The 25,158-nt window shown below is 72.8% G+C and carries 23 protein-coding genes; 10 read left to right on the top strand and 13 right to left on the bottom strand.

Annotated elements, in window-relative coordinates:
* Positions 1-263 precede the first annotated feature (263 nt).
* Positions 264-1,880: a cellulase family glycosylhydrolase gene (locus ACIBPB_RS20630; protein ID WP_396841156.1), complete on the top strand. Its 1,617-nt coding sequence runs from the start codon at positions 264-266 to the stop codon at positions 1,878-1,880.
* 270 nt (positions 1,881-2,150) lie between these two features.
* Positions 2,151-3,581: an RICIN domain-containing protein gene (locus ACIBPB_RS20625; protein ID WP_396841155.1), complete on the top strand. Its 1,431-nt coding sequence runs from the start codon at positions 2,151-2,153 to the stop codon at positions 3,579-3,581.
* A gap of 50 nt (positions 3,582-3,631) precedes the next feature.
* Here ACIBPB_RS20625 and miaB read toward each other — a convergent pair whose 3' ends face one another.
* Entirely contained in the window at positions 3,632-5,185 is a 1,554-nt protein-coding gene (miaB, locus tag ACIBPB_RS20620) for a tRNA (N6-isopentenyl adenosine(37)-C2)-methylthiotransferase MiaB (RefSeq protein WP_396841154.1), read from the bottom strand.
* 52 nt (positions 5,186-5,237) lie between these two features.
* On the opposite strand from miaB, the gene ACIBPB_RS20615 reads away from it, so the two are divergent.
* A complete protein-coding gene (locus ACIBPB_RS20615; RefSeq protein WP_396841153.1) occupies positions 5,238-5,465 on the top strand; it encodes a DUF2277 domain-containing protein in 228 nt (75 codons plus the stop codon).
* Positions 5,466-5,516: 51 nt separating this feature from the next.
* Here the strand turns inward: ACIBPB_RS20615 and ACIBPB_RS20610 are convergent, their stop codons facing one another.
* Positions 5,517-5,996, bottom strand: a complete 480-nt coding sequence (locus ACIBPB_RS20610) for a hypothetical protein (protein ID WP_046565669.1) — start codon at positions 5,994-5,996, stop codon at positions 5,517-5,519.
* Positions 5,997-6,248: 252 nt separating this feature from the next.
* Positions 6,249-7,238, bottom strand: coding sequence for a selenide, water dikinase SelD (gene selD, locus ACIBPB_RS20605; protein WP_396841152.1), 990 nt, complete (start codon positions 7,236-7,238; stop codon positions 6,249-6,251).
* Between the two features lie 197 nt (positions 7,239-7,435).
* Between selD and ACIBPB_RS20600 the strand changes: the two genes are divergently transcribed.
* The 4 genes from ACIBPB_RS20600 to ACIBPB_RS20585 all read left to right on the top strand — a co-directional run bounded on the left by ACIBPB_RS20600 (position 7,436) and on the right by ACIBPB_RS20585 (position 10,762).
* On the top strand, positions 7,436-8,191 hold the full coding sequence (locus ACIBPB_RS20600) for an amino acid ABC transporter ATP-binding protein (RefSeq protein WP_396841151.1): 756 nt from the start codon (positions 7,436-7,438) through the stop codon (positions 8,189-8,191).
* 60 nt (positions 8,192-8,251) lie between these two features.
* Positions 8,252-9,118, top strand: coding sequence for a glutamate ABC transporter substrate-binding protein (locus ACIBPB_RS20595; protein WP_396841150.1), 867 nt, complete (start codon positions 8,252-8,254; stop codon positions 9,116-9,118).
* Between the two features lie 79 nt (positions 9,119-9,197).
* Positions 9,198-9,872 (top strand): amino acid ABC transporter permease, encoded by a 675-nt coding sequence (locus ACIBPB_RS20590; RefSeq protein WP_396841149.1) that lies wholly within the window; start codon positions 9,198-9,200, stop codon positions 9,870-9,872.
* Positions 9,872-10,762: an amino acid ABC transporter permease gene (locus tag ACIBPB_RS20585; RefSeq protein WP_396841148.1), complete on the top strand. Its 891-nt coding sequence runs from the start codon at positions 9,872-9,874 to the stop codon at positions 10,760-10,762. The genes ACIBPB_RS20590 and ACIBPB_RS20585 overlap by 1 nt, the downstream gene beginning before the upstream one ends.
* 74 nt (positions 10,763-10,836) lie before the next feature.
* Here the strand turns inward: ACIBPB_RS20585 and rny are convergent, their stop codons facing one another.
* The 8 genes from rny to ACIBPB_RS20545 form a co-directional block, all read right to left on the bottom strand.
* Positions 10,837-12,603, bottom strand: a complete 1,767-nt coding sequence (rny, locus tag ACIBPB_RS20580) for a ribonuclease Y (RefSeq protein ID WP_396841147.1) — start codon at positions 12,601-12,603, stop codon at positions 10,837-10,839.
* A 955-nt stretch (positions 12,604-13,558) separates the two neighbouring features.
* A complete protein-coding gene (locus ACIBPB_RS20575) occupies positions 13,559-14,260 on the bottom strand; it encodes a 3-keto-5-aminohexanoate cleavage protein (RefSeq protein ID WP_396841146.1) in 702 nt (233 codons plus the stop codon).
* Between the two features lie 45 nt (positions 14,261-14,305).
* Entirely contained in the window at positions 14,306-14,995 is a 690-nt protein-coding gene (locus tag ACIBPB_RS20570; RefSeq protein ID WP_396841145.1) for a regulatory protein RecX, read from the bottom strand.
* Between the two features lie 11 nt (positions 14,996-15,006).
* Positions 15,007-16,056 carry a recombinase RecA gene (recA, locus tag ACIBPB_RS20565; RefSeq protein WP_396841144.1) on the bottom strand — a complete coding sequence of 350 codons (1,050 nt, stop codon included), beginning with the start codon at positions 16,054-16,056 and terminating at the stop codon, positions 15,007-15,009.
* A gap of 185 nt (positions 16,057-16,241) precedes the next feature.
* On the bottom strand, positions 16,242-16,442 hold the full coding sequence (locus ACIBPB_RS20560) for a DUF3046 domain-containing protein (protein ID WP_046571409.1): 201 nt from the start codon (positions 16,440-16,442) through the stop codon (positions 16,242-16,244).
* Positions 16,443-16,445: 3 nt separating this feature from the next.
* Positions 16,446-17,762, bottom strand: a complete 1,317-nt coding sequence (locus ACIBPB_RS20555) for an MFS transporter (protein WP_396841143.1) — start codon at positions 17,760-17,762, stop codon at positions 16,446-16,448.
* A gap of 66 nt (positions 17,763-17,828) precedes the next feature.
* A complete protein-coding gene (locus tag ACIBPB_RS20550; RefSeq protein WP_396841142.1) occupies positions 17,829-18,971 on the bottom strand; it encodes an acyl-CoA dehydrogenase family protein in 1,143 nt (380 codons plus the stop codon).
* 56 nt (positions 18,972-19,027) lie between these two features.
* The gene (locus ACIBPB_RS20545) at positions 19,028-19,765 is read right to left on the bottom strand and encodes a hypothetical protein (RefSeq protein ID WP_396841141.1); all 738 of its coding nucleotides are present in this window, start codon (positions 19,763-19,765) and stop codon (positions 19,028-19,030) included.
* Between the two features lie 94 nt (positions 19,766-19,859).
* Here ACIBPB_RS20545 and ACIBPB_RS20540 point away from each other — a divergent pair, with 94 nt between their 5' ends.
* Positions 19,860-20,513 (top strand): 4a-hydroxytetrahydrobiopterin dehydratase, encoded by a 654-nt coding sequence (locus tag ACIBPB_RS20540; protein ID WP_396841140.1) that lies wholly within the window; start codon positions 19,860-19,862, stop codon positions 20,511-20,513.
* 128 nt (positions 20,514-20,641) lie between these two features.
* Here ACIBPB_RS20540 and ACIBPB_RS20535 read toward each other — a convergent pair whose 3' ends face one another.
* Entirely contained in the window at positions 20,642-21,340 is a 699-nt protein-coding gene (locus ACIBPB_RS20535; RefSeq protein WP_396841139.1) for a UdgX family uracil-DNA binding protein, read from the bottom strand.
* A 513-nt stretch (positions 21,341-21,853) separates the two neighbouring features.
* Complete coding sequence (locus ACIBPB_RS20530) at positions 21,854-23,191, bottom strand: aminotransferase class I/II-fold pyridoxal phosphate-dependent enzyme (RefSeq protein WP_396841138.1); 1,338 nt, start codon at positions 23,189-23,191, stop codon at positions 21,854-21,856.
* A gap of 38 nt (positions 23,192-23,229) precedes the next feature.
* Here ACIBPB_RS20530 and ACIBPB_RS20525 point away from each other — a divergent pair, with 38 nt between their 5' ends.
* Together ACIBPB_RS20525 and leuE are read left to right on the top strand one after the other, a co-directional pair.
* A complete protein-coding gene (locus ACIBPB_RS20525) occupies positions 23,230-24,477 on the top strand; it encodes a bifunctional pyridoxamine 5'-phosphate oxidase family protein/GNAT family N-acetyltransferase (RefSeq protein WP_396841137.1) in 1,248 nt (415 codons plus the stop codon).
* Positions 24,474-25,142, top strand: coding sequence for a leucine efflux protein LeuE (leuE, locus tag ACIBPB_RS20520; protein WP_396841136.1), 669 nt, complete (start codon positions 24,474-24,476; stop codon positions 25,140-25,142). The genes ACIBPB_RS20525 and leuE overlap by 4 nt, the downstream gene beginning before the upstream one ends.
* Positions 25,143-25,158: the final 16 nt, after the last annotated feature.

Here is a 25,158-nt window from a genome sequence, read left to right as displayed (position 1 = left end):
GGTTCGAGCGGCGCGACGCGTCACGTTGACGGCATCGAGCCGCACTGATCAGAATGGGCGGCGGAGCCAGGTTCCAGCACCGGCACGAGGGCACGACGGCCGATCCCGCCGTCGACGGTCGCCGGTGTCTTCCTCCGCGGGTGGCCGTCCACGTGACACGGCCCGGCGCGCGCTGTCCGCGTACTCGATGACGAGCGGGCCGTCTCCCTTGGTCTCACCGCCCGCGGCGCTCGCGCGGCGCGGGCATCCGAAGTGGAGCCCAGATGCACCGACCTACCGCCCTCGGCGGCGCCCTCGCGGCGCTCGCCACCGCCGCGGCCGGCGTTCTCGTCGCCGCCACCATCAGCACCACCCCGGCCGTCGCCGCCAGCGGCGGCACCGGCACCGGCTACCTGCACACCAGCGGCAACAAGATCGTCGACAGTACGGGAGCCACGGTCCGGCTCACCGGCATCAACTGGTTCGGCATGGAGACCGACAACAAGACCTTCCACGGTCTGTGGTCGAGCAACCCGTGGCGCGGCCAGCTCGACACCATGGCTCGGCTGGGCTACAACACGCTGCGCATCCCGTACTCGAACGACGCGTTGAAGTCGGGCGCGACCGCCACCGGGATCAACGACTTCGTCAACCCGGACCTGATCGGGCTCTCCCCGTTGCAGATCCTCGACAAGGTCATCGACTACGCGGGCAGCAAGGGGATGCGGGTCATCCTGGACCGGCACCGGCCGACCTCGGCCGGTCAGTCGCCGCTCTGGTACACCTCGGGCGTCTCCGAGGCGACCTGGATCAACGACTGGAAGATGCTCGCCCAGCGGTACGCCGGCAACACCACCGTGATCGGCGCGGACCTGCACAACGAGCCGCACGCCGAGGGCACCAACCCGGCGGCCACCGGCGCCTGCTGGGGCTGCGGCGACACCGCGCGGGACTGGCGACTGGCCGCCGAGCGGGCCGGCAACGCGATCCTCGGGGTGCAGCCGAACTGGCTGATCTTCGTGGAGGGGGTGAGCTGCCCGAGCGGTGGCCTGTCGAACGTCTGGGACAACGACCCCAGCAACGACGAGGACTGCGGCTGGTGGGGCGGCAACCTCTCCAAGGCCGGCCAGTTCCCGGTCCGGCTGAACGTGGCCAACCGGCTGGTCTACTCCCCGCACGAGTACGCGATCTCGGTCTACCACCAGACCTGGTTCGACGACCCGAGCTACCCGGCGAACCTGCCGGCGATCTGGGACAAGTACTGGGGCTACCTCTACAAGCAGAACATCGCGCCGATCATGATGGGCGAGTTCGGCAGCACGTTGCAGGACCCGAAGGACAAGGTCTGGCTGCAGAACCTGATGGCGTACACCGGGACCGGGGTGAACGGGATGTCCTTCACCTACTGGTCGTGGAACCCGAACTCGGGTGACACCGGCGGCATCGCCAACGACGACTGGACCACCATCAACCAGGCCAAGCAGGACATCCTGCAGCCGTACCTGATCGCGCCGGTGGGCGGCGGCGGGACGACCAGCCCGTCCCCGACCGGCACCTCGAACACCTCGCCGCCCCCCACCACGCCCGCCCCGACCGGCGGCTGCACGGCGACCTACAAGCAGACCAACGCGTGGCAGGGCGGCTTCCAGGGCGAGCTGACCGTGAAGAACAGCGGCACCGCCGCGGTGAACCCGTGGTCGGTGACCTGGACCTGGCCGTCCGGGGTGACCCTGGGCAGCGGCTGGAACGCCACCGTGACCCAGTCCGGCGGCACGGTCACCGCGGCCGCGCCGACCTGGGCCTCGTCGCTCGCGCCGGGCGCCTCGGTGACCATCGGCTTCACCGCGAACGGCACGGCCTCCGCGCCGGGATCGGTGAAGCTCAACGGCACCGCCTGCTGATGCGGCGTGGAAGGCCCCTCGCCGGCGGGTCCGTCGGCGAGGGGCCTTCCCGCAGCGCCAGGAGTTTACATCGACGTTCATCTGTGTTTTTCTGGTAGGAAAGCGCTTGCCTGGCGTCCTCCCACGCGCACGGGGCCAGGCCGACCACAGGGGACCTCCCCTTCCCTCGGCCAGCGGGCGTCGCGGACCCCCGGCCGGCACCGACATCCGAGGTGCGGACGTACCAGCACGTCAACCGCCCGGTTCGCACCCACAGAAAGGAGAGAACCCGTGACAAACGTCAAGCGTCACCTGGTCCGCCGGCTCGCGGTGATCGCCGCGGCCGTGCTCGCCATACCCGCGGCGATCGCCACCGTGGCCGCCGCGCCGGCCGCCGCGGCGAGCGTGGACACCGGCGCCTACTACGTGTTCGTGAACCGGCACAGCGGCAAGGCGATGGACCTGTGGCAGTGGTCCACCGCGGACGGCGGCGAGATCCGGCAGTACACCCGGACCGACGGCTGGAACCAGCAGTTCCAGTTCGTCGACGTGGGCAGCGGCTACTACCAGCTGCGCAACCGGCACTCGGGCAAGGTCGTCGCGGTGCCCAACGCCGTCGACGGCGCCCAGGTCATCCAGACGACGGCGAGCACCGACACCAAGCAGCACTTCGCGCTCCGGGACTCCGCCGGCGGCTACGTGCGGTTCATCAACCGGCACAGCGGCAAGGCGCTGGACCTGTGGCAGTGGTCCACCGCGGACGGCGGCAGCATCTCCCAGTACGCCGACCTGGACGGCAACAACCAGCAGTGGCAGCTGATCCGGGTCGACGGTGGGGGCGGCGGCACCACCCCGCCGCCGAGCACCACCGGACTGGTCGGCTGGGCCACCCAGAACGGTGGCACCAGCGGCGGCGGCAACGCGACGGCCACCACCGTCACCAGCGCCTCCGCGCTCAGCGCCGCCGTCGGCTCCAGCAGCGCGGCCGTCATCCGCGTCTCCGGCACCATCAGCTGCTCCGGCATGCTGCGGGTCCGGTCCAACAAGACCATCCTCGGCAACGCGGGCGCCACCATCGCCGGCTGCGGCCTCAACATCAGCGGCGACCGCAACGTGATCATCCGGAACCTGACCTTCCGGGACTGGGACGACGACGCCATCAACGTCCAGGAGTCGGCCACCAACGTCTGGATCGACCACAACACCTTCACCCACGGGTACGACGGCGCGGTCGACATCAAGCGCGGCTCGGACTTCGTCACGGTGTCCTGGAACCGGGTCTACAACCACGACAAGACGATGCTGCTCGGACACAGCGACGACAACGGCGCCCAGGACTCCGGCCACCTGCGGGTGACCTACCACCACAACTGGTTCGACGCGAGCACCCAGCGCCACCCCCGGGTCCGCTTCGGCAACCCGGTCCACGTCTACAACAACTACTACTACAACAACAGCGGCTACGGCGTGGCCTCCACCATGAACGCCGGGGTCCTCGTCGAGGGCAACTACTTCGAGAACGTCAAGGACCCGTACCACCTCGGCGAGGGCGACTCCGGCCCGGGCAGCCTGGTCGCCCGCAACAACTACCTCGTCAACTCCGGCAGCGGCCAGACCGGCGGCAGCGTCGCCGGCATCCCGTACTCGTACACCCTGGACAGCGCGAGCAGCGTCAAGTCGATCGTGACCGGCGGCGCGGGCGCCGGCCGGATCACCGTCTGACGGTACAGCTGGGCGGGGCCCGCCACGACCGGCGGACCCCGCCCCGCGTCTCAGTGGGCGGCGCAGCCGCCGGTGGGCGCGGGCACCGCGGCCGGCGCGCCGACGCTCGGCAGCCCGAGCAGCACCCCGGGGGTACGCGGGGCGCGTCCCGCCTCGGCCGCGTCACCGGCCCGGGTCCGCCGGTGCGCCAGCGGCGCTCCGTCGGCGTTCAGGTGGTGCGGGGCGGCGTAGGTGACGGTGGTGTGCACGATGTCGCCGGGACGGATCTGACCGGCCAGCGAGCCGGCACCGCCGAACTGGCCGGTCGCGCCGAGTGCGCTGGTCGGGCCGGCTGCGCTCGTCGCGAAGTGGACGAGGCGGCCGTCGCGGGCCCGGCCGGACATCCGGCCGGTGCGCTCGTCCTTGCGCCCCTCGCCGACGGCGACCAGCACCTCGACGGTCTCCCCGACCAGCTTGCGGTTCTCCGCCCAGGTGATCTCCTCGACGCAGGCGATCAGCCGCTCGTAGCGCTCCTGCACGACCTCCTTGGGCAGCTGCCCGTCCATGGTCGCGGCCGGGGTGCCCGGACGCTTGGAGTACTGGAAGGTGAACGCCGAGGCGAACCGGGCCTCCCGGACCACGTCGAGGGTGCGCTCGAAGTCGGCCTCGGTCTCGCCGGGGAAGCCGACGATGATGTCCGTGGTGATCGCCGCGTCCGGCATCGCCGCCCGGACCTTCTCGATGATGCCTAGATACTTCTCCGACCGGTACGAGCGGCGCATCGCCCGCAGCACGTCGTCGGAGCCGGACTGCAACGGCATGTGCAGCGAGTGGCAGACGTTCGGCGTCTCGGCCATCGCGGCGATCACGTCGTCGGTGAAGTCCTTCGGGTGCGGGCTGGTGAACCGGACCCGCTCCAGCCCGTCGATGTCGCCGCAGGCGCGCAGCAGCTTGCCGAACGCGTACCGGTCGCCGAACTCGACGCCGTAGGAGTTGACGTTCTGCCCGAGCAGGGTCACCTCCAGCACGCCCTCGTCCACCAGGGCGCGCACCTCGGAGAGGATGTCGCCGGGGCGGCGGTCCTTCTCCTTGCCGCGCAGGGAGGGCACGATGCAGAACGTGCAGGTGTTGTTGCAGCCGACCGAGATCGACACCCAGCCGGCGTACGTCGACTCGCGGCGGGTCGGCAGCGTCGAGGGGAACACGTCGAGGGACTCGAGGATCTCCACCTCGGCGGCGGCGTTGTGCCGCGCCCGCTCCAACAGCACCGGCAGCGCACCGATGTTGTGCGTGCCGAAGACGACGTCCACCCAGGGGGCCTTGCGGACGATCTCGCCGCGGTCCTTCTGGGCCAGGCAGCCGCCGACCGCGATCTGCATCCCCGGGTGCTTGACCTTCACGGGGCGCAGATGACCCAGGTTGCCGTAGAGCCGGTTGTCGGCGTTCTCCCGGACGGCGCAGGTGTTGAACACCACCACGTCGGGCTGCTCGTCGGACTCGACGGCGCGCACGTAGCCGGCCGCTTCGAGGAGGCCGGAAATGCGCTCGGAGTCGTGCACGTTCATCTGGCAGCCGTACGTACGCACCTGGTAGGTGCGCGGGCTGCCCGCGGCTGCGGTAGTCATGACCCGGACAGCGTATCCGGGCCGAGCTGGTCGGAACGAACGAGGAGGAGCCGTGTGCCGGAGCATCAAGACCCTGCGTGAGCCGTACGTCCCCGTGGTCACCGAGGAGGACATCCGCGCGGCCGCGTTGCAGTACGTCCGGAAGATCTCCGGATTCCGTACCCCCGCCGCCCACAACGCCGAGGCGTTCGACGCCGCCGTGGACGCGGTGGCCGCCGCCACGGCCACGTTGCTGGAGCAGCTGGTGGTACGCGGCCAGGCACCCACCGCCCGCGCCTGACCCCCACCCGGCCGAGGCCGGCGGGGGCCGGGGCGGCGGGGCGAAGCCTCGTCAGGCGGCGGCCAGGGCGGGGGCGATCGTGTCGGGCGCCCAGCGCGATCGGTGGCACTGGGACCAGCCGCGGCAGCCGGGGTCGGCGAGGGTGCAGAGACGCTGGTCGCTGAGCACCTCGCCGTCGTCGGTCTCGACCACGGCGAAGTGCACCGGGCGGATCGTGCCGTCCGGGGCGACCAGCAGGTGCCGCCCGGCGTCCAGGGTGTCGTCGCGCATCAGGCAGTTGCGGTCCAGCAGCCGGGCCAGCGCCGCGATGCTGGGCCGCTCGGGCAGGGCGTCGGGCACCCCGTAGCAGTCGACCACCGTGCCGTACTCCCCCGGCGCCTCCCAGACGTCGCAGACCACCGCGTACGCGGGCAGCCGGGCCGGGTCGGCGACGGCGAGCGGCATGACCACCCGCCCGAGCGCCTCGGCCAGCGCCGGGTAGACCTCCGCGGGCGCCGCGCCGTCGATTCTCCAGTTCCACAGCTCGGTCATGCCGCCTCCTCGCTGTGCTCGTCCCACCGGCCTCCGGATCGGGCCTTACTCACGATGGTGGGGTGCATTTGACCTCAGCCGGGGGCAAGTTACCGGTCTGTGACCATTCCGGGCAAAATTTCCTCGGGCCGCGTTGCCCGGAGTAGCGGGAAGATGACAGTTTATCGGGTATCGTGCCGCTCGCCCACCAGCGACATGGCCGTCAGTGGGCCTGAATGACATGACTGTCAGGGGCCTGAACGACAGTGGCCGTCAGCGGAGCTGGATCAGGTGCTCGCCGGCCGGCCGCAGCTCGCCGATGACGGTGCCGCCCGGCACCTCGCCGGCCACCAGCAGCCCGCCGGAGGTCTGCGCGTCCGCCAGCAGCAGTCGCTCCCCCTCGTCGACCGCGCCGAAGTCGGTCCACGGGGTCACCCAGTCCAGGTTGCGGCGGGTGCCGCCGCTGACGTACCCGTCGCGCAGCGCCTCCCGGGCGCCGGGCAGGTAGGACACCGCGGCCGCGTCGATCGCCACCGTGAGCCGGCTGGCCCGGGCCAGCTTCACGGCGTGCCCGAGCAGCCCGAAGCCGGTGACGTCGGTGCCGCAGCGGATGCCGGCGGCGACCGCGGCCCGGGCGGCGTCCCGGTTCAGCCGGGTCATCGACGCGACCGCCTCCGGGAACCGCTCCCCGGTCCGCTTGTGCCGGGTGTTGAGCACGCCGACCCCGAGCGGCTTGGTCAGCGACAGCGGCAGCCCGGCCCGGCCGGCGTCCAGGGTGATCAGCTCCTCGGGCCGGACCACGCCGGTGACCGCGAGGCCGTACTTGGGGCCGTCGTCGTCGACGCTGTGCCCGCCGGCCAGGTGGCAGCCGGCCTCCCGGGCCACGTCCTGACCGCCGCGCAGCACCTCCCGCGCCAGCTCGAGGGGCAGCACGTCGCGCGGCCAGCAGAGCAGGTTCAGCGCCACCAGCGGCGTGCCGCCCATGGCGTACACGTCGGAGAGCGCGTTGGCCGCGGCGATCCGGCCCCAGTCGTACGCGTCGTCGACCACCGGGGTGAAGAAGTCCGCGGTGCTCACCAGGCCGGTCCGCTCGTCCAGCCGGACCACCGCGGCGTCGTCGCCGTGCTCCAACCCGACCAGCAGATCGGCGGTGCCGGCGGGCGGCGCGAGCCCGGCGACCATCGCCTCCAGCTCCCCCGGCGGGATCTTGCAGGCGCAGCCGCCGCCGCGGGCGTAATCGGTCAGCCGGAGCCGCTCGGTCATCCCCCCATGATCTCGGTCCGGCGGTGGCGGCGCCACTCGTACCGGCCGTGGCGTGACGAATTTCGGACGCCCGGGTACGTCGGTGACCGGTGTTACCGCTCCGTGACCATTTGAGTTGCGTCCCGCCACATCCCCCCGCCTACAGTTGCCCAACCGGGGGTCGATCGACCCCGCAATCCAGACGGACGACAGGGACGGTGAACGACGTGGCGACGGGCGAACCGCTCATCGTGCTGGACGGGGTCAACAAGTGGTTCGGCCCCCTGCACGTGCTGGATGACGTGTCGCTCTCCGTCGGCCGGGGCGAGGTGGTCGTGGTCATCGGCCCGTCCGGCTCGGGCAAGTCGACGCTCTGCCGCACGATCAACCGGCTGGAGCCGATCAACTCGGGCACCATCACCTTCGACGGCACCCCCCTGCCGGCCGAGGGCAAGGCCCTGGCCAAGCTGCGCAGCGAGGTCGGCATGGTCTTCCAGTCGTTCAACCTCTTCGCGCACAAGACCATCCTGGAGAACGTCACCCTCGGCCCCGTCAAGGTCCGCAAGGAGAAGCCGGCCGCCGTCCGCGAGCGCGGCCTGGCCCTGCTGGAGCGGGTCGGCATCGCCAACCAGGCCGACAAGTACCCGGCGCAGCTCTCCGGCGGCCAGCAGCAGCGGGCGGCGATCGCCCGCGCGCTGGCCATGCAGCCCAAGGCGATGCTCTTCGACGAGCCGACCAGCGCGCTCGACCCGGAGATGGTGGGCGAGGTGCTGGACGTGATGACCTCGCTGGCCCGCGACGGCATGACCATGGTCGTAGTCACCCACGAGATGGGCTTCGCCCGGCACGCGGCCAACCGGGTGATCTTCATGGCCGACGGCAAGCTCGTCGAGGACGCGCCGCCGGCCGAGTTCTTCGCCAACCCGCGCAGCGAGCGGGCCAAGGACTTCCTCTCCAAAATCCTCACGCACTGAGCGTCCGTACCGGAGCAGTGGAGTCGTCCCCGGCGGCTCCGTCGAAGAAGGAGATTGAGTATGCGTATGAAGCGCGTGGCGGCGGTCGCCGCGGCGGCAACCTTGGCGCTCGGCATGAGCGCCTGTGGCGGCGACGGGGACAGCGGCTCCGGCAGCAGCGGGGGCAAGGGCGTCATCGGCAAGGCGCAGAACCAGAAGAAGCTGGTCATCGGCGTCAAGGCCGACCAGCCGGGCCTGGGCATCCAGACCGGCAGCCAGTACGAGGGCTTCGACATCGAGATCGCCAAGATCGTGGCTAAGGGCCTCGGCGTGGACGCGAACAACATCGAGTGGAAGACCACCGTGTCGGCCAACCGCGAGCCCTTCATCCAGCAGGGCACCGTCGACCTGGTGGTGGCGACCTACACCATCAACGACGAGCGCAAGCAGAAGGTCAACTTCGCCGGCCCGTACTTCATCGCCGGCCAGGACCTGCTGGTCAAGGCCGACTCCGCGATCGCCGGTCCGGAAGGGTTGGACGGCAAGAAGGTCTGCTCGGTGACCGGCTCGACCCCGGCCAAGCGGATCCAGACCGACTACCCGAAGGCCAGCCTCCAGCAGTTCGACGCGTACTCGAAGTGCATCACCGCGCTTGAGGGCGGCAAGGTCGACGCCGTCACGACCGACGACATCATCCTCGCCGGCTACGCCGCGCAGCCCCAGTACGCCGGCAAGTTCAAGGTGGTCGGCAAGACCTTCTCCACCGAGCCCTACGGCATCGGCCTGAAGAAGGACGACAAGGACGGCTGCGAGAAGGTCAACGAGATCCTCAAGACCGCCGCCTCGGACGGCTCCTACAAGGCCGCCTGGGACGCCACCCTGGGCAAGAGCGGCAAGGCCGCGCCCGAGCTGGACACCACCAAGCTGACCAACTGCGGCAGCGTCTGACCGGTTCCGGGGCCGGCATCCGTGCGGGTGCCGGCCCCGGCCTGTCGCGACGCGGACGACGTGCCCCGGGAGTCGACGCATGCACGTATTCGCTGATCCGACCAACCTCGACGCGTACCTGTCGGGCTTTCTCTGGATCCTCAAGCTGACCGGCGCGTCGGCGGTCCTCGCGCTGGTGCTCGGCGTGCTCCTCGCCGCCTTCCGGGTTTCCCCGGTGCCGGTGCTGCGGGGCTTCGGCGCGGCGTGGGTCAACATCTTCCGCAACACGCCGCTGACGCTGATCATCTTCTTCTGCTACTTCGGCCTCTACTCGACGCTGGGCGTGACCCTCTCCGACGACCTGAACCTGAACAACTTCTGGCTCGGCGTGGTCGGCCTGGCGGTCTACACCGCCGCGTTCGTCTGCGAGGCGGTCCGCTCCGGCGTCAACACCGTCCCGGCCGGTCAGGCGGAGGCGGCCCGCGCGATCGGGCTGACCTTCTTCCAGACCCTGCGCATCGTGATCCTGCCGCAGGCCGGGCGGGCCGTGGTGGCCCCGCTCGGCAGCGTGCTCATCGCGCTGTGCAAGAACGCCACGATCGTCGGCACCATCGGCGTGATCGAGGCGTCCAGCGTGATGAAGCAGCTGATCAACGACAACGGCGACGCGGTGATCCCGATCTTCCTGGTCTTCGCCGGCACCTTCGCCGCGCTCCTCGTCCCGACCGGCTACTTCTTCGGCTGGCTGGCCAACCGACTGGCGGTGAAGCGCTGATGAGCACGACCACCACGGTTCTCTACGACCACCCGGGGCCGCGGGCCCGCGTGCGCAACGCGGTGCTCAGCGTCGTCTTCGGCGTCGGCCTGGTCGCGCTGCTCTGGTGGGTCTACGCCAAGTTCGACCAGGCCGGCCAGTGGGAGGGCAGCCTCTGGCAGCCGTTCACCGAGGCGCCGACCTGGACCCAGTTCATCCTGCCCGGCCTGCGGCAGACCCTTTTCGCCGCCGCCACCGGCATGGTGCTGTCGCTGGCCTTCGGCATCCTGTTCGCGGTCGGCCGGCTCTCCGACCACCGGTGGGTCCGGATCCCGTCCGGCGTGGTGGTGGAGTTCTTCCGGGCCGTCCCACTGCTCTTGATGATCTTCTTCATCTTCTACGGCGTGCCGTTCCTGATCCAGGGGCCGGTCTCGGCGTTCTGGTCGGTCGTCGTCGGCCTCACCCTCTACAACGGGTCGGTGCTGGCCGAGGCGTTCCGCGCCGGCATCCGCTCGCTGCCAGGCGGGCAGGCCGAGGCCGCGTACGCCGTGGGCATGCGGAAGAACCAGGTGATGCGGCTGATTCTGGTGCCGCAGGCCGCCCGGGCCATGCTGCCGGTGATCGTCAGCCAGCTCGTCGTGCTGCTCAAGGACACCGCGCTCGGCTACATCGTGGCCTTCCCCGAGCTGCTCCAGCGGGGCGTCAACGACCTCTCCGCCAACCGGGGCAACGTGGTCGCCGCGGCGCTCGTGGTAGGCGCCATCTACATCCTGATCAACTCGCTGCTCACCACGCTGGCGAACTGGCTGGACCGGCGTACCCAGCGGCGTGGCTTCCGGATCCCGAAGCAGACCGCGGCGCCGGACTCGACCCCGGCCGGCGGCGCCACCGTGGCGGAGCCGCAGGGCTGACCGGCCGCCCGTACACCCACGAAGCCCTGCCACCTCGGGGAGGTGGCAGGGCTTCGTCGTGACGCCGACCCCGGTCAGCGGGCGATCTCGGTGACCCGGGACTCGCGGACCACGGTCACCCGGATCTGACCGGGATAGGTCAGCTCCTCCTCGATCTGCTTGGCCACGTCCCGGGCCAGCACCGCCGCGCCGATGTCGTCGACGTCGTCCGGCTTGACCATCACCCGGATCTCGCGGCCCGCCTGCATGGCGAAGACCTTCTCCACGCCGAGCTTGCCGGCCGCGATCTCCTCGATCCGCTCCAGCCGCTTGACGTACGCCTCCAGGCTCTCCCGCCGCGCCCCCGGCCGCCCGCCGGAGCAGGCGTCGGAGGCCTGGGTGAGGACCGCCTCGATGGTCTGCGGCGGCACCTCGTTGTGGTGCGCCTCGATGGCGTGCACCACGTCCTCGCTCTCGCCGTACTTGCGGGCCAGGTCGGCGCCGATGATGGCGTGGCTGCCCTCCACCTCGTGGGTGAGCGCCTTGCCGATGTCGTGCAGGAACGCGCAGCGCTTGATGGTCGGCACGTCCAGTCGCAGCTCGGCGGCCATGATGCCGGCGATGTGCGCGGTCTCCACCAGGTGCTTGAGCACGTTCTGCCCGTACGACGTCCGGTAGCGCAGCCGGCCGAGCAGGGTGACCAGCTCCGGGTGGATCTCGGTGATGCCGACCTCGACCAGGGCGTCCTCGGCGGCCCGGTGGCAGAGCTCCTCGACCTCCTGCCGGGCCAGGTCGTAGACCTCCTCGATCCGGTGCGGGTGGATCCGGCCGTCGAGCACCAGCTTCTCCAGGGTGAGCCGGCCGACCTCGCGGCGTACCGGGTCGAAGCAGGAGAGCAGCACCGCCTCGGGGGTGTCGTCGATGATCAGGTTGACTCCGGTGACCGATTCGAAGGCGCGGATGTTGCGCCCTTCCCGGCCGATGATCCGCCCCTTCATCTCGTCACCGGGCAGGTGCAGGACGCTCACCACGCTCTCCGCGGTCTGCTCGCTGGCGACCCGCTGGATGGCGTCCACCACGATGTGCCGGGCCCGCTGCTCGGCGGTGCCCCGCGCGTCGGCCTCGATGTCCCGGACCAGCAGCGCGGCCTCCCGCTTCGCCTGGCCCTCGATCGCCTCGACCAGTTCGGCGCGGGCCGCGTCGGCGGTCAGCCCGGCCACCCGCTCCAGCTCCCGGCGGCGCTCCTCCTCCGCCTCGGCGACGGCCCGCTCCCGCTCGACCAGCGCGGCCTCCCGGGCGGCGAGGGCGGCGCTGGCGGCGGTGAGCTGCCGCTCCCGCTCCGCGAGCCGCTCCACCTCCTCGGTGTGCAGCCGCTCCCGCTCGTCCATCCGGGCGGCCCGCCGTTCCACCTCGGCGGCCTGCTCGCGGGTGGTCGCGGCGAGCACCGCCACCTCCCGCTCGCCGCTGCGCCGGGCGGTGGTGCGCAGCTGCTCGGCGTCCGCCTCGGCCTGCTTGTGCGCGCGCTCCAGCACGGTGTCCGCCTCGGCGCGGGCGTCGTCGAGGACGCGCCGGGCCTCGGCCCGGGCCGCCTTCGCCTCGGCGTTGGCGGCGGCCGCCTCGGTCCGCGCCGCCGCGGCCGCCGACTTCGCCACGTCGATGGTGCTGTTCGCCTCGTCGGCGGCGGTGCGCAGGGCGGCCAGGGACTGTTCCTGCCGGTCCTTCTCGGCGATGAACGCCGGATCCTCCGGGGCGGGCGCCAGGCTGAGTCGCTTGAGGGTACGCACGCCGAACAGCACGGCGCCGACCACCACCACGACGAGCAGCAGCACGACCACGAGGAGGACGATGTCGAAGGCGCTCATCCGGCGGCTCCGCACCGGTACGCGGACACGCCCGCCCGACGCGCTCCGGGGACCCGGTCGGTCCCGGTTTCGCCGTGCTGCCTGGTGTCGCCGTGCTGCCTGGTGTCGCCGTGCTGCCTGGTGTCGCCGTGCTGCCTGGTGTCGCCGTGCTGTCGGGGCTGGTTGCCCGAGCGGTCCGTATCGCCCGCTGAGGACGGATCGGGGCCGGGTGGCAGACCGCCGCTGAACCTGTGCCGCCCTGCCATGGCCGCCTCCCCCTGAACGTCGGCGCCGCAGGACGCGTGCGAAGAACACGCGCCTGCGGCTCTGGACGCCCGACCTGAGCGGCTGGCTCTGGGCAGCTTTCCGTCGGCGGTGTCCCGGCGGGGCACCGCTGACGGCCGGTTGCAGTTGTCGGACGCTCCGGAAGGCTCCGGAGCACCCGTCAAGGGCCGGTGAAGCTGGCCAAAGTGATGCTGTTCTGTTACGAGATCTATGTTGTGCGCTTAGCCTGCGCTGGTCGGGCAAAGTGAGCCTGTATGGCGAGGCTAGGTCGCCAGGGGCCGTTCGGTCAAGGAGTCATGATCAAACCACCCGGACGGAGAGAAGTTGCCGCGTCACTCAGCGGTGATCAGATGCCGGACAGGCCCGGACAAACTCCGTCGCCCAGTGCCCACTTCTCGACGCTCACGGCCTGCTCAAGCCCTCTCCATCCGGGACGCCGGCGCTCGCTCGCCCGCACCGACCGGGCTCGGCTCCACGCTCCGGAGATGAAGGCATCTCACCTGAGATGCGCGGCGGCACGGCGGGCACTCGCCTGAGATGCGCGACAGCACGGCCCCTCGTCCTTGACGACGGTGAAGTCGAATGCGGGGCACTCGCCGGACATCCGCGAGAGGACGGTGGGCAGGTGCCCGTCGCGCTCAGCCAGGTGCGCGCACCGCCGCGCGTCAGGGAGACAGTGTGGGCGGGCGGGTCAGGCGACGGCGGTGAGGGCTGCGGTCACCAGGGCCGCGTTGTCGGGGGCGGGGGTGCCGTCGGGCAGCAGCAGCGTGTCCTCCAGGCCGATCCGCATGTGCAGACCCCGCCGGGCGGCCTCGGCGTACACCGGCCAGGTGGCCGGGCCCTCGCCGTGCAGCAGCACCGGCGGGCGGTCGCCGGGCAGCGCGGCGAGGATCGCGGCCGCGTCGGCGAGCGCCGTGTCGACCTGCTCGGCCATGCACTCGACCAGGATCCGCCCGGTTGGCGTCGGCCAGCGACGCCAGGCGTCGACCGCGGCCGGCGTCCAGAGGCCCGCCTCGACCAGCACGCCGCGCTCGTGCAGGGCGGCCGCCACCTCGGCCGCTCCGGGTTCGTGGGCGTTGACCGAGGCGAAGTCGGGCAGCACCGTCCAGGCGCGGACGGCGGCGACCCGTGCGGCCGGGTCGGGAACGATCCAGGCGCCGGTGCTCACCCCGACCGGCAGGCCAGGGCGGGCGGCCCGGATGGCGGTGACCGCCGCGGCGATCACGGCCGGGGCGAGCGACTCGGCCCCGGTGTCGTCGCGCGGGTGCACGTGCACGGCCGCGACCCCGGCGGTCGCGCAGCGTACGGCGTCGGCGGCCAACTCGGCCGGGGTGAGCGGCACGGCGGCGTGCTCGTCCCGCCGCCGGGTGCCGTTGAGACATGCCTTCAGCACGGGTGTGCACCTCTCCTCGGGGCGACGACGAGGGCGGCCGGTCGATCAGTCGAGCCGGCGGGAGTCGAGATCGTTCTCGGCGTCGGCGAGAGCGTCGGCGTCGATGTGCTCGGCGAACTCGGCCGCCTCGGCGCTCTGCGCGGCGATGGCCTCCTTGACCGCCCGGATCGCCACGCCCGGCGGGTAGCCCTTGCGGGCGAGCATGCCGACCAGGCGACGGAACACCGCGTCGGGCTCGCCCCGGGCCGTCCGCAGCTTCCGCTCCACCAGGGCCCGGGCGGTCTCCGCCTCGGTCTCCTCGTCCAACTCGTCGAGGGCCTCGCCGGCCACCTCGCCGTCGACGCCGCGCTGGCGCAACTCGTTGGCGAGCGCCCGGCGGGCCAGCCCTCGGCCGGCGTGCCGGCTGCTCACCCAGGCGCGGGCGAAGGCGGCGTCGTCGATGATGCCGACCTCGTCGTAGCGGTCGAGGACCTCGGCGGCGACCTCCTCGGAGATGCCCCGCTTGGCCAGCGCACCGGCCAGCTCGGCCCGGGTGCGTGGCCGCACGGCGAGCTGCCGGAGGCAGATCTCGCGGGCCACCTCGGCCTCGTCGCGGGGCGGGGCCGGGGTCGCCTCGGCGTCGGGTTCCTTGGCGCGGCCACGGCCGCTCCGGCGGGGTCGGGGCGTACTGGCGTCACCCGTGCGGGGCGGGCTGGCATCCCAGCCCCGCCCCGTACGGGCACGTCGTCCTGCCACGGCTCAGCGGATCAGAAGTCGACCGGCGGCAGCTCCGGGCCGCCGGCGGCGTCGTTCGCCGCGCCCGCCCCGACGCCGAGCTTCTCCAGGATCTTCTTCTCGATCTCGGCGGCCACGTCCGGGTTCTCCCGGAGGAACTCGCGGGCCTTCTCCTTGCCCTGGCCGAGCTGGTCGCCGTCGTACGTGTACCAGGCGCCGGACTTGCGGATGATCGCCTGCTCCACGCCGACGTCGATCAGCGAGCCCTCGCGGGAGATGCCCTTGCCGTACATGATGTCGAACTCGGCCTGCTTGAACGGCGCCGCGACCTTGTTCTTCACGACCTTGACCCGGGTGCGGTTGCCGACCACGTCGGTGCCGTCCTTGAGGCTCTCGATGCGGCGCACGTCGAGCCGGACCGAGGCGTAGAACTTCAGCGCGCGACCACCGGTCGTGGTCTCCGGGCTGCCGAACATCACGCCGATCTTCTCGCGGAGCTGGTTGATGAAGATCGCCGTGGTGCCGGTGTTGTTGAGCACACCGGTGATCTTGCGCAGCGCCTGGCTCATCAGCCGGGCCTGCAGACCCACGTGGCTGTCGCCCATCTCGCCCTCGATCTCGGCGCGCGGCACCAGGGCCGCGACCGAGTCGATCACGATGATGTCGATCGCGCCGGAGCGGACCAGCATGTCGGCGATCTCCAGCGCCTGCTCGCCGGTGTCCGGCTGGGAGACCAGCAGGGCGTCGGTGTCGACGCCGAGGGCCTTCGCGTACTCCGGGTCGAGCGCGTGCTCGGCGTCGATGAAGGCGGCGATGCCGCCGGCCCGCTGCGCGTTGGCCACCGCGTGCAGCGCGACGGTGGTCTTACCGCTGGACTCCGGACCGTAGATCTCGACGACCCGGCCGCGGGGCAGACCGCCCACGCCGAGCGCCACGTCGAGCGCGATGGAGCTGGTCGGGATGACGGCGGTCTGCACGACCGGCCGTTCCCCCAGCCGCATCACCGAACCCTTGCCAAACTGCTTGTCGATCTGAGCGAGAGCAAGGTCGAGCGCCTTCTCCCGGTCCGGCCCTGCCGCCATCGTTGCCACCCCTGCCTTAGCCGGCGTCTTCCCTGAGCTTCGCGTCACGCGGGACACGCTAGGCGCTGGGTCCGACAGAAAACCAGCCGACGGGCCGCGAGCTGTGGACGAGCACCCCGCTGTGGACAATAGCCGAACAGGTGTACGACTCGACAAGCGACACGCCGAACAGACGAAAAGGCTGCTCAGCGTAGTCGCGCGGGCACCCGGTCGGGATACGCGGCAACCACCGCCCGCCAGACCACGTGGGTCTCCTCACCCGCGGCGAACGCCTGCTCGATGGTCCGCCCGCCGAGCTGGGGCAACACCTGGTCGCTGGCGATGCTGGCCGCGTAACCCGGCCCGAACGCCTCCTCCAGCCGCGCCCAGAAGTCGGTCAGCCGCACGTGTCAATCCTCCTCGCCGGGCGCCCTCGGCGGCACCGGACGCAACGCTAGCGCCACCAGCGGCACCGTCGCGATCGCCGCGAGCAGGGTGAGCGTGGGGTAATTGGCCATCCGCATGACAAATCCGCTCAGCGCCGCGGCGCTGGCCCCGGCCAACCCCATGATCAGGTCGGAGAATCCCTGCACGACCGGACGTACGGCGGCCGGCACTGACTCCGACAGCAGCGTGGAACCGGCCACCATGGTGCCCGACCAGCCCAGCCCGAGCAGCGTCAGCCCGACGGAGAGCGCCGGCGTGTGGTGTCCGGCCGTGCCGGCGACGGCACACGCGGCCAACAGCACGCCGACCCCGCCGAGGATCACCGCCCGCCGGCCGAGCCGGTCGGTCAGCCAGCCCACCACCGGCGAGAGCGCGTACATGCCGGCGATGTGCAGGCTCAGCACGATGCCGACCACCCGCAGCACGTCGGCGTCGTGATGGAACTCGCCGAGCCGTACCGGGGTCATCGACATCACCGCGACCATCACCACGTGACCCACCGCCACGGCCGCGATGCCGAGACGGGCGGCGGGCCGCCCGCGTACCACCTGCCAGGCCACGCGCACCATCCCCGCGCCGCGCGGGGCGGCCGACGCCGGCGTTTCGACCGGCGCGGCCGGCGGCGCGTCGGCCGCCGCCAGCCGGCGCGCGGTGAGCAGCGGGTCGGGCCGGAGCAGGACCAGCAGTACGACCGCGGCCAGCACGAACGCGGCGGCGCTGAAGGCGAACGGGCCGGCCAGCGGCGGCAGGCCCCAGCCGCTGGTGGTGTCGTCGGCGAGCGCGGCGAAGTTCGGCGCGGCCACCGCACCGATGGTGGTGGCCCAGACGATCAGCGAGAGCTGCCGCCCTCGGCGGGCCGGCTCGGCGAGATCGACGGCGGTGTAGCGGGCCTGGAGGTTGGCCGCGGTGCCGCCACCGAAGAGCAGCATGCCGAGGAAGAGCAGCGGCACCCAGCGGGTGACCGCGGCGAGCACCACCAGCACGCCGCCGGCGGCCCCCGCGAGGTACGCCACCGCCAGGCCGGGCCGGCGGCCGTGGCCGGTCATGATCCGGGTCACCGGTACGGCCAGCAGCGCCCCACCGACCACGGCCGCGCTCTGCGCCAGCCCGGCCACCGCGGTGCCGGCGATCCGGGCGGCGAGCAGCGCGCCCACGGCGATGCCGATGGTGACCCCGACGCCACCGATGATCTGGGTCAGGAAGAGCAGGCGCAGCGTGCGCCGCTGGATCGGCGCGACGTCGGGCCGGGTGAGCGGCGGCGCCGTGATGTCGGTGGCCATGGCTTCTCCTCGGTAAGGGGCGACCCATCCTCGCGCACCGGACCCGGCCGGCTCCACCCGGTTCTGCTAGAGGCCGAGGCCCCGGCCGATGATCTCCTTCATGATCTCGGTGGTGCCGCCGTAGATGGTCTGCACCCGCCCGTCCAGCCAGGCCTTCGCCACCGGGTACTCGAGCATGAAGCCGTAGCCGCCGTGCAGTTGCAGGCAACGGTCGGCGACCTTGTTCTGCAGCTCGGTGGTCCACCACTTGGCCTTCGCGGCGTCGGTCACCGAGAGCCGGCCGGCGTCGTACTCGGCGACGCAGTGGTTGACGAAGGTCCGCGCGATGGTGACCTCGGTGTCCAGCTCGGCCAGGAGGAAGCGGTTGTGCTGGAACTTCCCGATCGGCCGGCCGAACGCCTCCCGGGTGCGGGCGTAGTCGAGGGTGAGCGCCAGCAGCTTCTCCGCGGCGGCCACCGCGGCGACCGCGATGCTCAGCCGCTCCCGGGGCAGGTTGGCCATCAGGTGGTAGAAGCCGTGGTTCTCGGTGCCGATCAGGTTCTCCGCCGGCACCCGGCAGTCGTCGAAGAACAGCTCGGCGGTGTCGTTGGCCTTCAGCCCCACCTTCGCCAGCCGCCGGCCACGGCTGAACCCGGGCGTGCCGGTCTCCACCGCGATCAGGCTCACCCCGTGCGCGCCCTGGTCCGGCGCGGTCTTGGCGACCACCACCACGAGGTCGGCCAGCTCACCGTTGGTGATGAAGGTCTTCTGCCCGTTGAGCACCAGGGCGTCGCCGTCGCGGACCGCGGTGGTGCGGATGCCGGCCAAGTCGCTGCCCGCGCCCGGCTCGCTCATCGCGATGGCGGTCACCAGGTCGCCGGAGCAGAAGCCGGGCAGCCAACGCTTGCGCTGGTCGTCGGTGGTCAGCTCGGTCAGGTACGGGGCCACCACGTCGTTGTGCAGCCCGAAGCCCAGCCCGGAGCAGCCGGACGCGACGATCTCCTCGTCCAGCACCGCGTTGAACCGGAAGTCGCGTTGGCCGCCGCCGCCGTACTCCGGGTCGATGTCCATGCCGAGCAGCCCGGCCGCGCCCGCCTTGCGCCACACCTCCCGGTCGACGATCCCGTCCGCCTCCCAGCGCGCGTGGTGCGGCACGGCCTCCCGGGCGAGGAACTCGCGGCACAGATCCCGGAACTCTTCGTGGACGGACTCGTAGAGGTGCTGCTCCATGCCGACGAGTCTGCCCGCCGGGGCGGCCGGCGGGAAGGGGCCGCGGTCGCGCGGCGTCACGCCCACCAGGTGGCGTCGGCGACCGGCCGGAAGCCGAGCGAGTCGTAGAGCGGGCGGCCGGCCCGGGCGGCGGTGAGCGTCATGGGTACGTCGGCGAACCGGCCGAGCACGCCGTGCAGCAGGGCCCGGCCCACGCCCCGGGACCGGTGCGCGGGCAGGCTGGTCATCCAGTAGAGGCCGACGCCCTCGTCCCGGACGGTCAGGCAGGCCCCGGCCGGCGGCGCGCCCAGCCCGGTGCCGCCGTCGACGTCCCGGTGGACCAGGAAGAACCGGACCTCCGGCCGGTCCAGCAGGGCGGGCGGGAACGCCTGCCCGGGGCGGTACGGCTGGAACGGCTCCAGCGGGAAGCCGTGCACCACCACCTCCTCGGCCGCGGCCAGTTGGTCGGCGTACCCGACCGGGGTGACCGGCAACGGCGGCTCGGGCACCGGCCCGGGGTGGCGGATCATCACCGGCAGGGTGCGCGGGGTCAGGCCGAGGCCGGCCAGGTCCAGGCGCGCGTACTGGTCCTCGACGACCACCGGGCCGGTCCGGCCGCGGACCAGTTCGGCCAGCGCGGCCCGGTCCGCCGGGGACGGGTCCGGGTCGCGCAGCAGGATCCGCAGCCCGGCGGGCGCGTCGCCCCGCACGGCGAGGAAGCCCGGCCGGCGCAGCAGCGGGTGCCCCCGGCTCTCGGCGAGCGCCGTCCACATGACGGCGGCGTTGCGGACCGACAACTCAAGATCACTCGTCATGCCCCGAAGCTAAGGCCGGTTGTCGACCCGGTGCAGGTCCATTTCCCCGCCGTCCGGCTGGGCCGTTCCGCCCCCGGTACGCCAGCATGGCGGGATGAGCACACTCACCGGAGCGCAGATCGCCGACGAGCACCTGACCGGATGGGCGTACCTGCTGGGCGCCCTGCAGACCCGGATCCGGACCCCGGACTTCGCCACCGGACTGTCGGTGGTGGACGCGATCGGGGCGGAGGCGGAGCGGATGGACCACCATCCCGACCTCGACCTGCGCTACACCCACGTCGACGTCCGACTCTGGTCGCACGACGCCCGGGGGGTGACCCGGCGCGACATCCGGCTGGCCCGGGCCATCTCGGCGATCGCCGAGGCGGCCGGGGTGACCCTGGGCCACGCCGGCGTCTCCCGGCTCGAACTCGCGCTGGACAGCCCGGACTACGCCGCGGTGCTGCCGTTCTGGCGGGCCGTGCTCGCCACCGACCACCTCGCCGGGCCGGGCTTCGGCGACGAACTGCGCGACCCGGCCGGCACGCTGCCCACCGTGTGGTTCCAGGAGTCCGGCCGGGAGGAGCCCCGGCAGCGCTGGCACCCCGACGTGTGGGTGGACCCGGCGGAGGTGCAGCCGCGCATCGACGCCGCGCTGGCCGCCGGCGGGACGCTGGTCAGCGACGCGGCGGCACCGCACTTCTGGGTGCTCGCCGACGGCGACGGCAACCGGGTCTGCCTCTGCACCTGGCAGGGCCGCGACTGACCGCCCACCCGGCGGGCGGCGCGCGGTGGCCCAACCGCTACCGCCGGCATCGAGCGGGGGCCTCCGCTACCGCCGGGGTCGAGCGAGGGCCTCCGCTACCGTCGGCGTTGACCCCGGGCCTCGTCGTCTCAGCGCAGCACGCGGGCGGCGACCTTGAGGTCCGCGACCAGGCCGTCGTACGCGACGTCCTGGTTGTCGGCGCGCAGCACCGCCGACGGGTGGATGGTGGCGAGCAGCCGGGTCTCGGGGGCGTCGGTCACCTTCCCGGCGCTGTCCACCGGCACCTGGGCGAAGTCCTCCGGGCGCTGGGCGGCGGCGGGCCAGGACATCAGCTCGCCGCGCTGCCGGGTGACCCGGAACGCCGGGCCGAGCAGCGCCTTGGCGGCGGTGGCGCCGAGCACCACGATCAGGTCCGGGCGGAGCCGGGCGAACTCGGCGACCAGCCAGGGCCGGCAGGCGGTGATGTGCACCCGGTCCGGCGTCTGGTGGATCCGGCGCTTGCCGCGCAACTCGAAGCGGAAGTGCTTCACGGCGTTCGTGATGTACACCCGGTCGGCGGGGATCCCGGCGTCGTCCACCGCCCGGCGCAGCACCCGGCCCGCCGGACCGACGAAGGGCAGACCCTGCCTGTCCTCCATGTCGCCGGGCTGTTCCCCCACGAAGACCACCCGGGCGCTCTCGTCGCCCCGGCCGAAGACGGTCTGGGTGGCGTCCCGGTAGAGCTCGCAGCCCCGGCAGTCGACCGCCGCGGCCCGGAGCTGGTCGATGGTTCTCGCCCGGGGCGGAATGAACTCCTGGGCGCCGGGCGCGCTCTCGGTCTCGGCCATGGCGACTTTTATATACCGGTTTCGCCAGCGCTGCCGGGCACCCGGCCGGCCGCTCGTTCCGGGCCGGCCGCTCGTTCCAGGCCGACCGCTCGTTCCAGGCCGGCCACGCGATCAGTAGCCGTTGCCGCCACCGCCGCCGCGCGAGGCCAGCGCGATCGCGATGATGATCAGGATGATCACCACGGCGGCCACGCCGATCCAGATACCGGTCCGGGACCTGTTGGCAGCCATTCGCCCCACCTCCGCGCCGGGCCTACCCGCTCCACCGCCCGCCATGCCTGGCCGTACCGGTGCCGGGCGCGAGATGCGGCATCCTGGGCCTTCCGGCGCCCGGGACGCCTGGCCGTACCCGGTGTCGGGCGCAAGATGCGGCATCCTGGGCCTTCCGGCACCCGGGATGCCACGACATGCCGCATGTCGCCCGCCGGGCACGGCCAGACGGGCACGGCCAGACGGGCACGGCCAGGCGGGCCGGGGGCCGGCGGGCGCGGGCCGGCGGGCCGGCAGGCGCGGTCAGGCGGTGAAGCCGGTGGGGGCGGGGCGGACCACGCGGGCCACCGCCGCGGCGAGCGGGGCCAGGTCGGACTCGTCGAGGGAGCTGACCGTGATCCGTACGCCGGGGGCGGCGGCGATCCGGTGCAACGCGCCGGGGGCGACCGACCAGCCGGCGTCGCGCAGCGCGGTGACCGCCAGCGTCTCGTCCGGCACCGGGACCCAGACGTTGATCCCGGTCCGCCCGTGCGCGGCCACGCCCAGCGCGGCCAGGGCCGCGACCAGCCCGTCGCGCCGCCGCTCGTAGCTCTCCCCGGCCCGCCGTACCAGGTCGGTGGTGGCCGGGTCCTGCCAGAGCGCCAGCACCAGGCGTTGCAGCACGGTGGAGACCCAGCCGGCGCCGACCCGGGCCCGGCCGGCCACCCGGGCCACCGTGGCCTCGTCGCCGGTGAGCACCGCCAGCCGCAGGTCCGGGCCGTAGGGCTTGCTCACCGACCGGACGAAGGCCCACGCCGGGGTCGCCCCGGCGAGCGGGTGCAGCGGTACGCCGGCCAGTTCGGCGGCGTGGTCGTCCTCGATCAGCAGCAGGTCGGCCCGGCCAGCGAGGAGCGTACGCAGGGCGCCGGCACGCTCGGCGGAGACGGCGGCGCCGGTCGGGTTCTGGGCCCGGCTGGTGACGACCAGGGCGCGCGCCCCGGCGGCCAGCGCGGCCCGGACCCCCGGCTCGCTGGGGCCCTCGTCGTCCACCGGCACGCCGATCGGGCACAGCCCGAGCGCGGCGATCAGGTCGAGCAGGTTGGCCCAGCCGGGGTCCTCGACGGCGACCGCGTCGCCCGGGCGCAGGTGGGCGGCGAGCAGCCGCTCGATGCCGTCGAGCGCGCCCCCGGTGACGGTGATCTCCTCGGCCGGCACGCCGTCGGCGGCGAGCCGGTCGCGGGCCGCGGCGGCCAGCGCCGGCAGGACCGGGGTGGCCGCGTACCCGCTGGGCGCGCCGATCTCGGCGGCGAGCAGGCCCAGGTGCGGGCCGAGCGGCGGCAGCAGCCGGCTGTCGGGCTGGCCGGCGGAGAGGTCGCGGGCGCCGGGCAGCGGCGGCGGCATGAGCGCCGCGCGTCGGGTGGCCAGCGGCGGCCGGGGGCGGATCCGGGTGCCGTGCCGGCCGGCGGTGGCGACCAGGCCGCGCTGCCGCAGCTCCTGGTAGGCCTTGGCCACGGTGGCCGGGCTGACGGCCAGCGCGGCGGCGAGCGCGCGCACGGCCGGCAGGGCGTCGCCGGGGGCGAGGCCGCCGGTGCGGATGCCGGTTTCCACGCTGGCCGAAATCTCGGCGGAGGAGGAACCGGCGATCTGATAACGTGCTGCCACAGTTCGGAGATTGTACTAGAACAAAGGTGGGATGTCACATGTACCCCCGGACCGAACGGACCACCGCCACCCGGACGCGGGACCGGATGAGCTACGACGAGGCCGCCGCCCACGCCGTACTGGACGAGGCCTACCACTGCGCGCTCGGGTTCACCGTGGACGGCGAGCCGCGCGTGCTGCCCACCCTGCACGTACGCCTCGGGGACACCCTCTACCTGCACGGCTCCACCGGCAGCCGCCCGCTGCTGGTCGCGCGCGGCGACGCCGGGCTGCCGGTCTGCGTCGCGGTCACCCTGCTCGACGGCCTGATCTACGCCCGGTCCCAGTTCCACCACAGCGCCAACTACCGCTCGGTCGTCGCCCACGGCACCGCCCGCCTGGTCGCCGACGAGCGGGAGAAGGCCGCCGTGCTGACCGCGCTGGTGGAGAAGGTCGCGACCGGCCGGTCCACCGACAGCCGGCCGCCGAGCCGCAGGGAACTGGCCGAGACGGCCGTGCTGGCCCTGCCGCTGCGCGAGGTGTCGGTCCGCGCCCGGACCGGGGGCGTCAACGACGACCCGGCCGACCTCGACCTGCCGCACTGGGCCGGGGTGGTGCCGCTGCGGCTCACCCCCGGGCCGCCGGAGCCGGCCGCCGGGGTCACCGCGCCGCTGCCGGCGTACCTGCGGCCGGAGCGCTCGCCCTGGCTGGAGCCGGTGGTGCTGCGCGGTGAGCACGTCGTGCTGGAACCGCTGGACGAGTCCCACGCCGAGGAGCTGTACGCCGCCCTCGACGACGAGGAGGTCTGGCGGTACGTCGGCAGCCCCCGCCCGACCGGCGTGGCGGAGATGGCCGGCTACGTGCGGGCCGCGCTGGCGGACAACCGGCGTGGCCTCCGGACCCCGTGGGTGCAGCGCTGCGCGGTCACCGGGGCGGTGGTCGGTACCACCTCCTACTACCAACCGGACCCCGAGCTGCGGGCCGTGGAGATCGGCTACACCCAGCTCGGCAAGCCGTGGTGGCGCAGCGGGATCAACACCGAGGCCAAGCTGCTGCTGCTCACCCGGGCCTTCGAGGAGCTGGACGCGATCCGGGTCACCTGGCAGACCAGCACCCTCAACGAGCGCTCGCAGCGGGCCATCGAGCGGCTCGGCGCCACCCGGGAGGGGACGCTGCGGTCCAACCGGCGCCGCGCCGACGGCAGCTGGCGGCAGTCCGCGCTCTACTCCATGCTCGCCGAGGAGTGGCCGAACGCACAGGTCAAGCTCCGGGAAAGGCTTCGCCCCGCGGCGACCCCGGCGGCATGATGTCCGGCGTGCTGGGCATCACCGACATCTGGACGTACGTGCTGGGGACCGTGGCCATCGTGCTGCTGCCCGGGCCGAACTCGCTCTTCGTGCTCTCCACCGCCGCCCGGCGGGGCGTGCGCGTCGGCTACCGGGCCGCCGGCGGCGTGTTCGTCGGCGACTCGGTGCTGATGGTCCTCTCCGCCGCCGGGGTGGCGTCGCTGCTCAAGGCGTACCCGCCGCTCTTCCTGGTGATCAAGTACGCGGGTGCCGCGTACCTCGGCTATGTGGGGTTGACCATGCTGCGCGGCGCGTGGCGGCGCTGGCGCGACCGCAACGACCCGGCCGCGCCGCGGCTGATCGACGCGGCGGAACCGGCCGCGCTGCGCAGCCCGTTCCGCAAGGCGCTGGTGATCAGTCTGCTCAACCCGAAGGCGATCCTCTTCTTCATCTCGTTCTTCATCCAGTTCGTCGACCCCGGGTACCCCTGGCCGGCGCTGTCGTTCCTGCTGCTCGGGCTGATCGCCCAGGTGACCAGCGCGCTCTACCTGTCCGCGCTGATCTTCGCGGGCACCTTCCTGGCCGCCCAGTTCCAGCGCCGCCGCCGGCTCGCCGCCGGCGCCACCACCGGCGTGGCGGTGCTCTTCCTCGGCTTCAGCCTCAAGCTCGCCACCGCCTCCGGCTGACCCGGGGCTCCGCTCG

Source organism: Micromonospora sp. NPDC049836, assembly GCF_044465125.1.
In the GTDB taxonomy this organism is placed as follows: Bacteria; Actinomycetota; Actinomycetes; order Mycobacteriales; family Micromonosporaceae; genus Micromonospora.
Note: the sequence above shows the minus strand (reverse complement) of the source record. Positions and strands in the feature narration are given on the sequence as shown.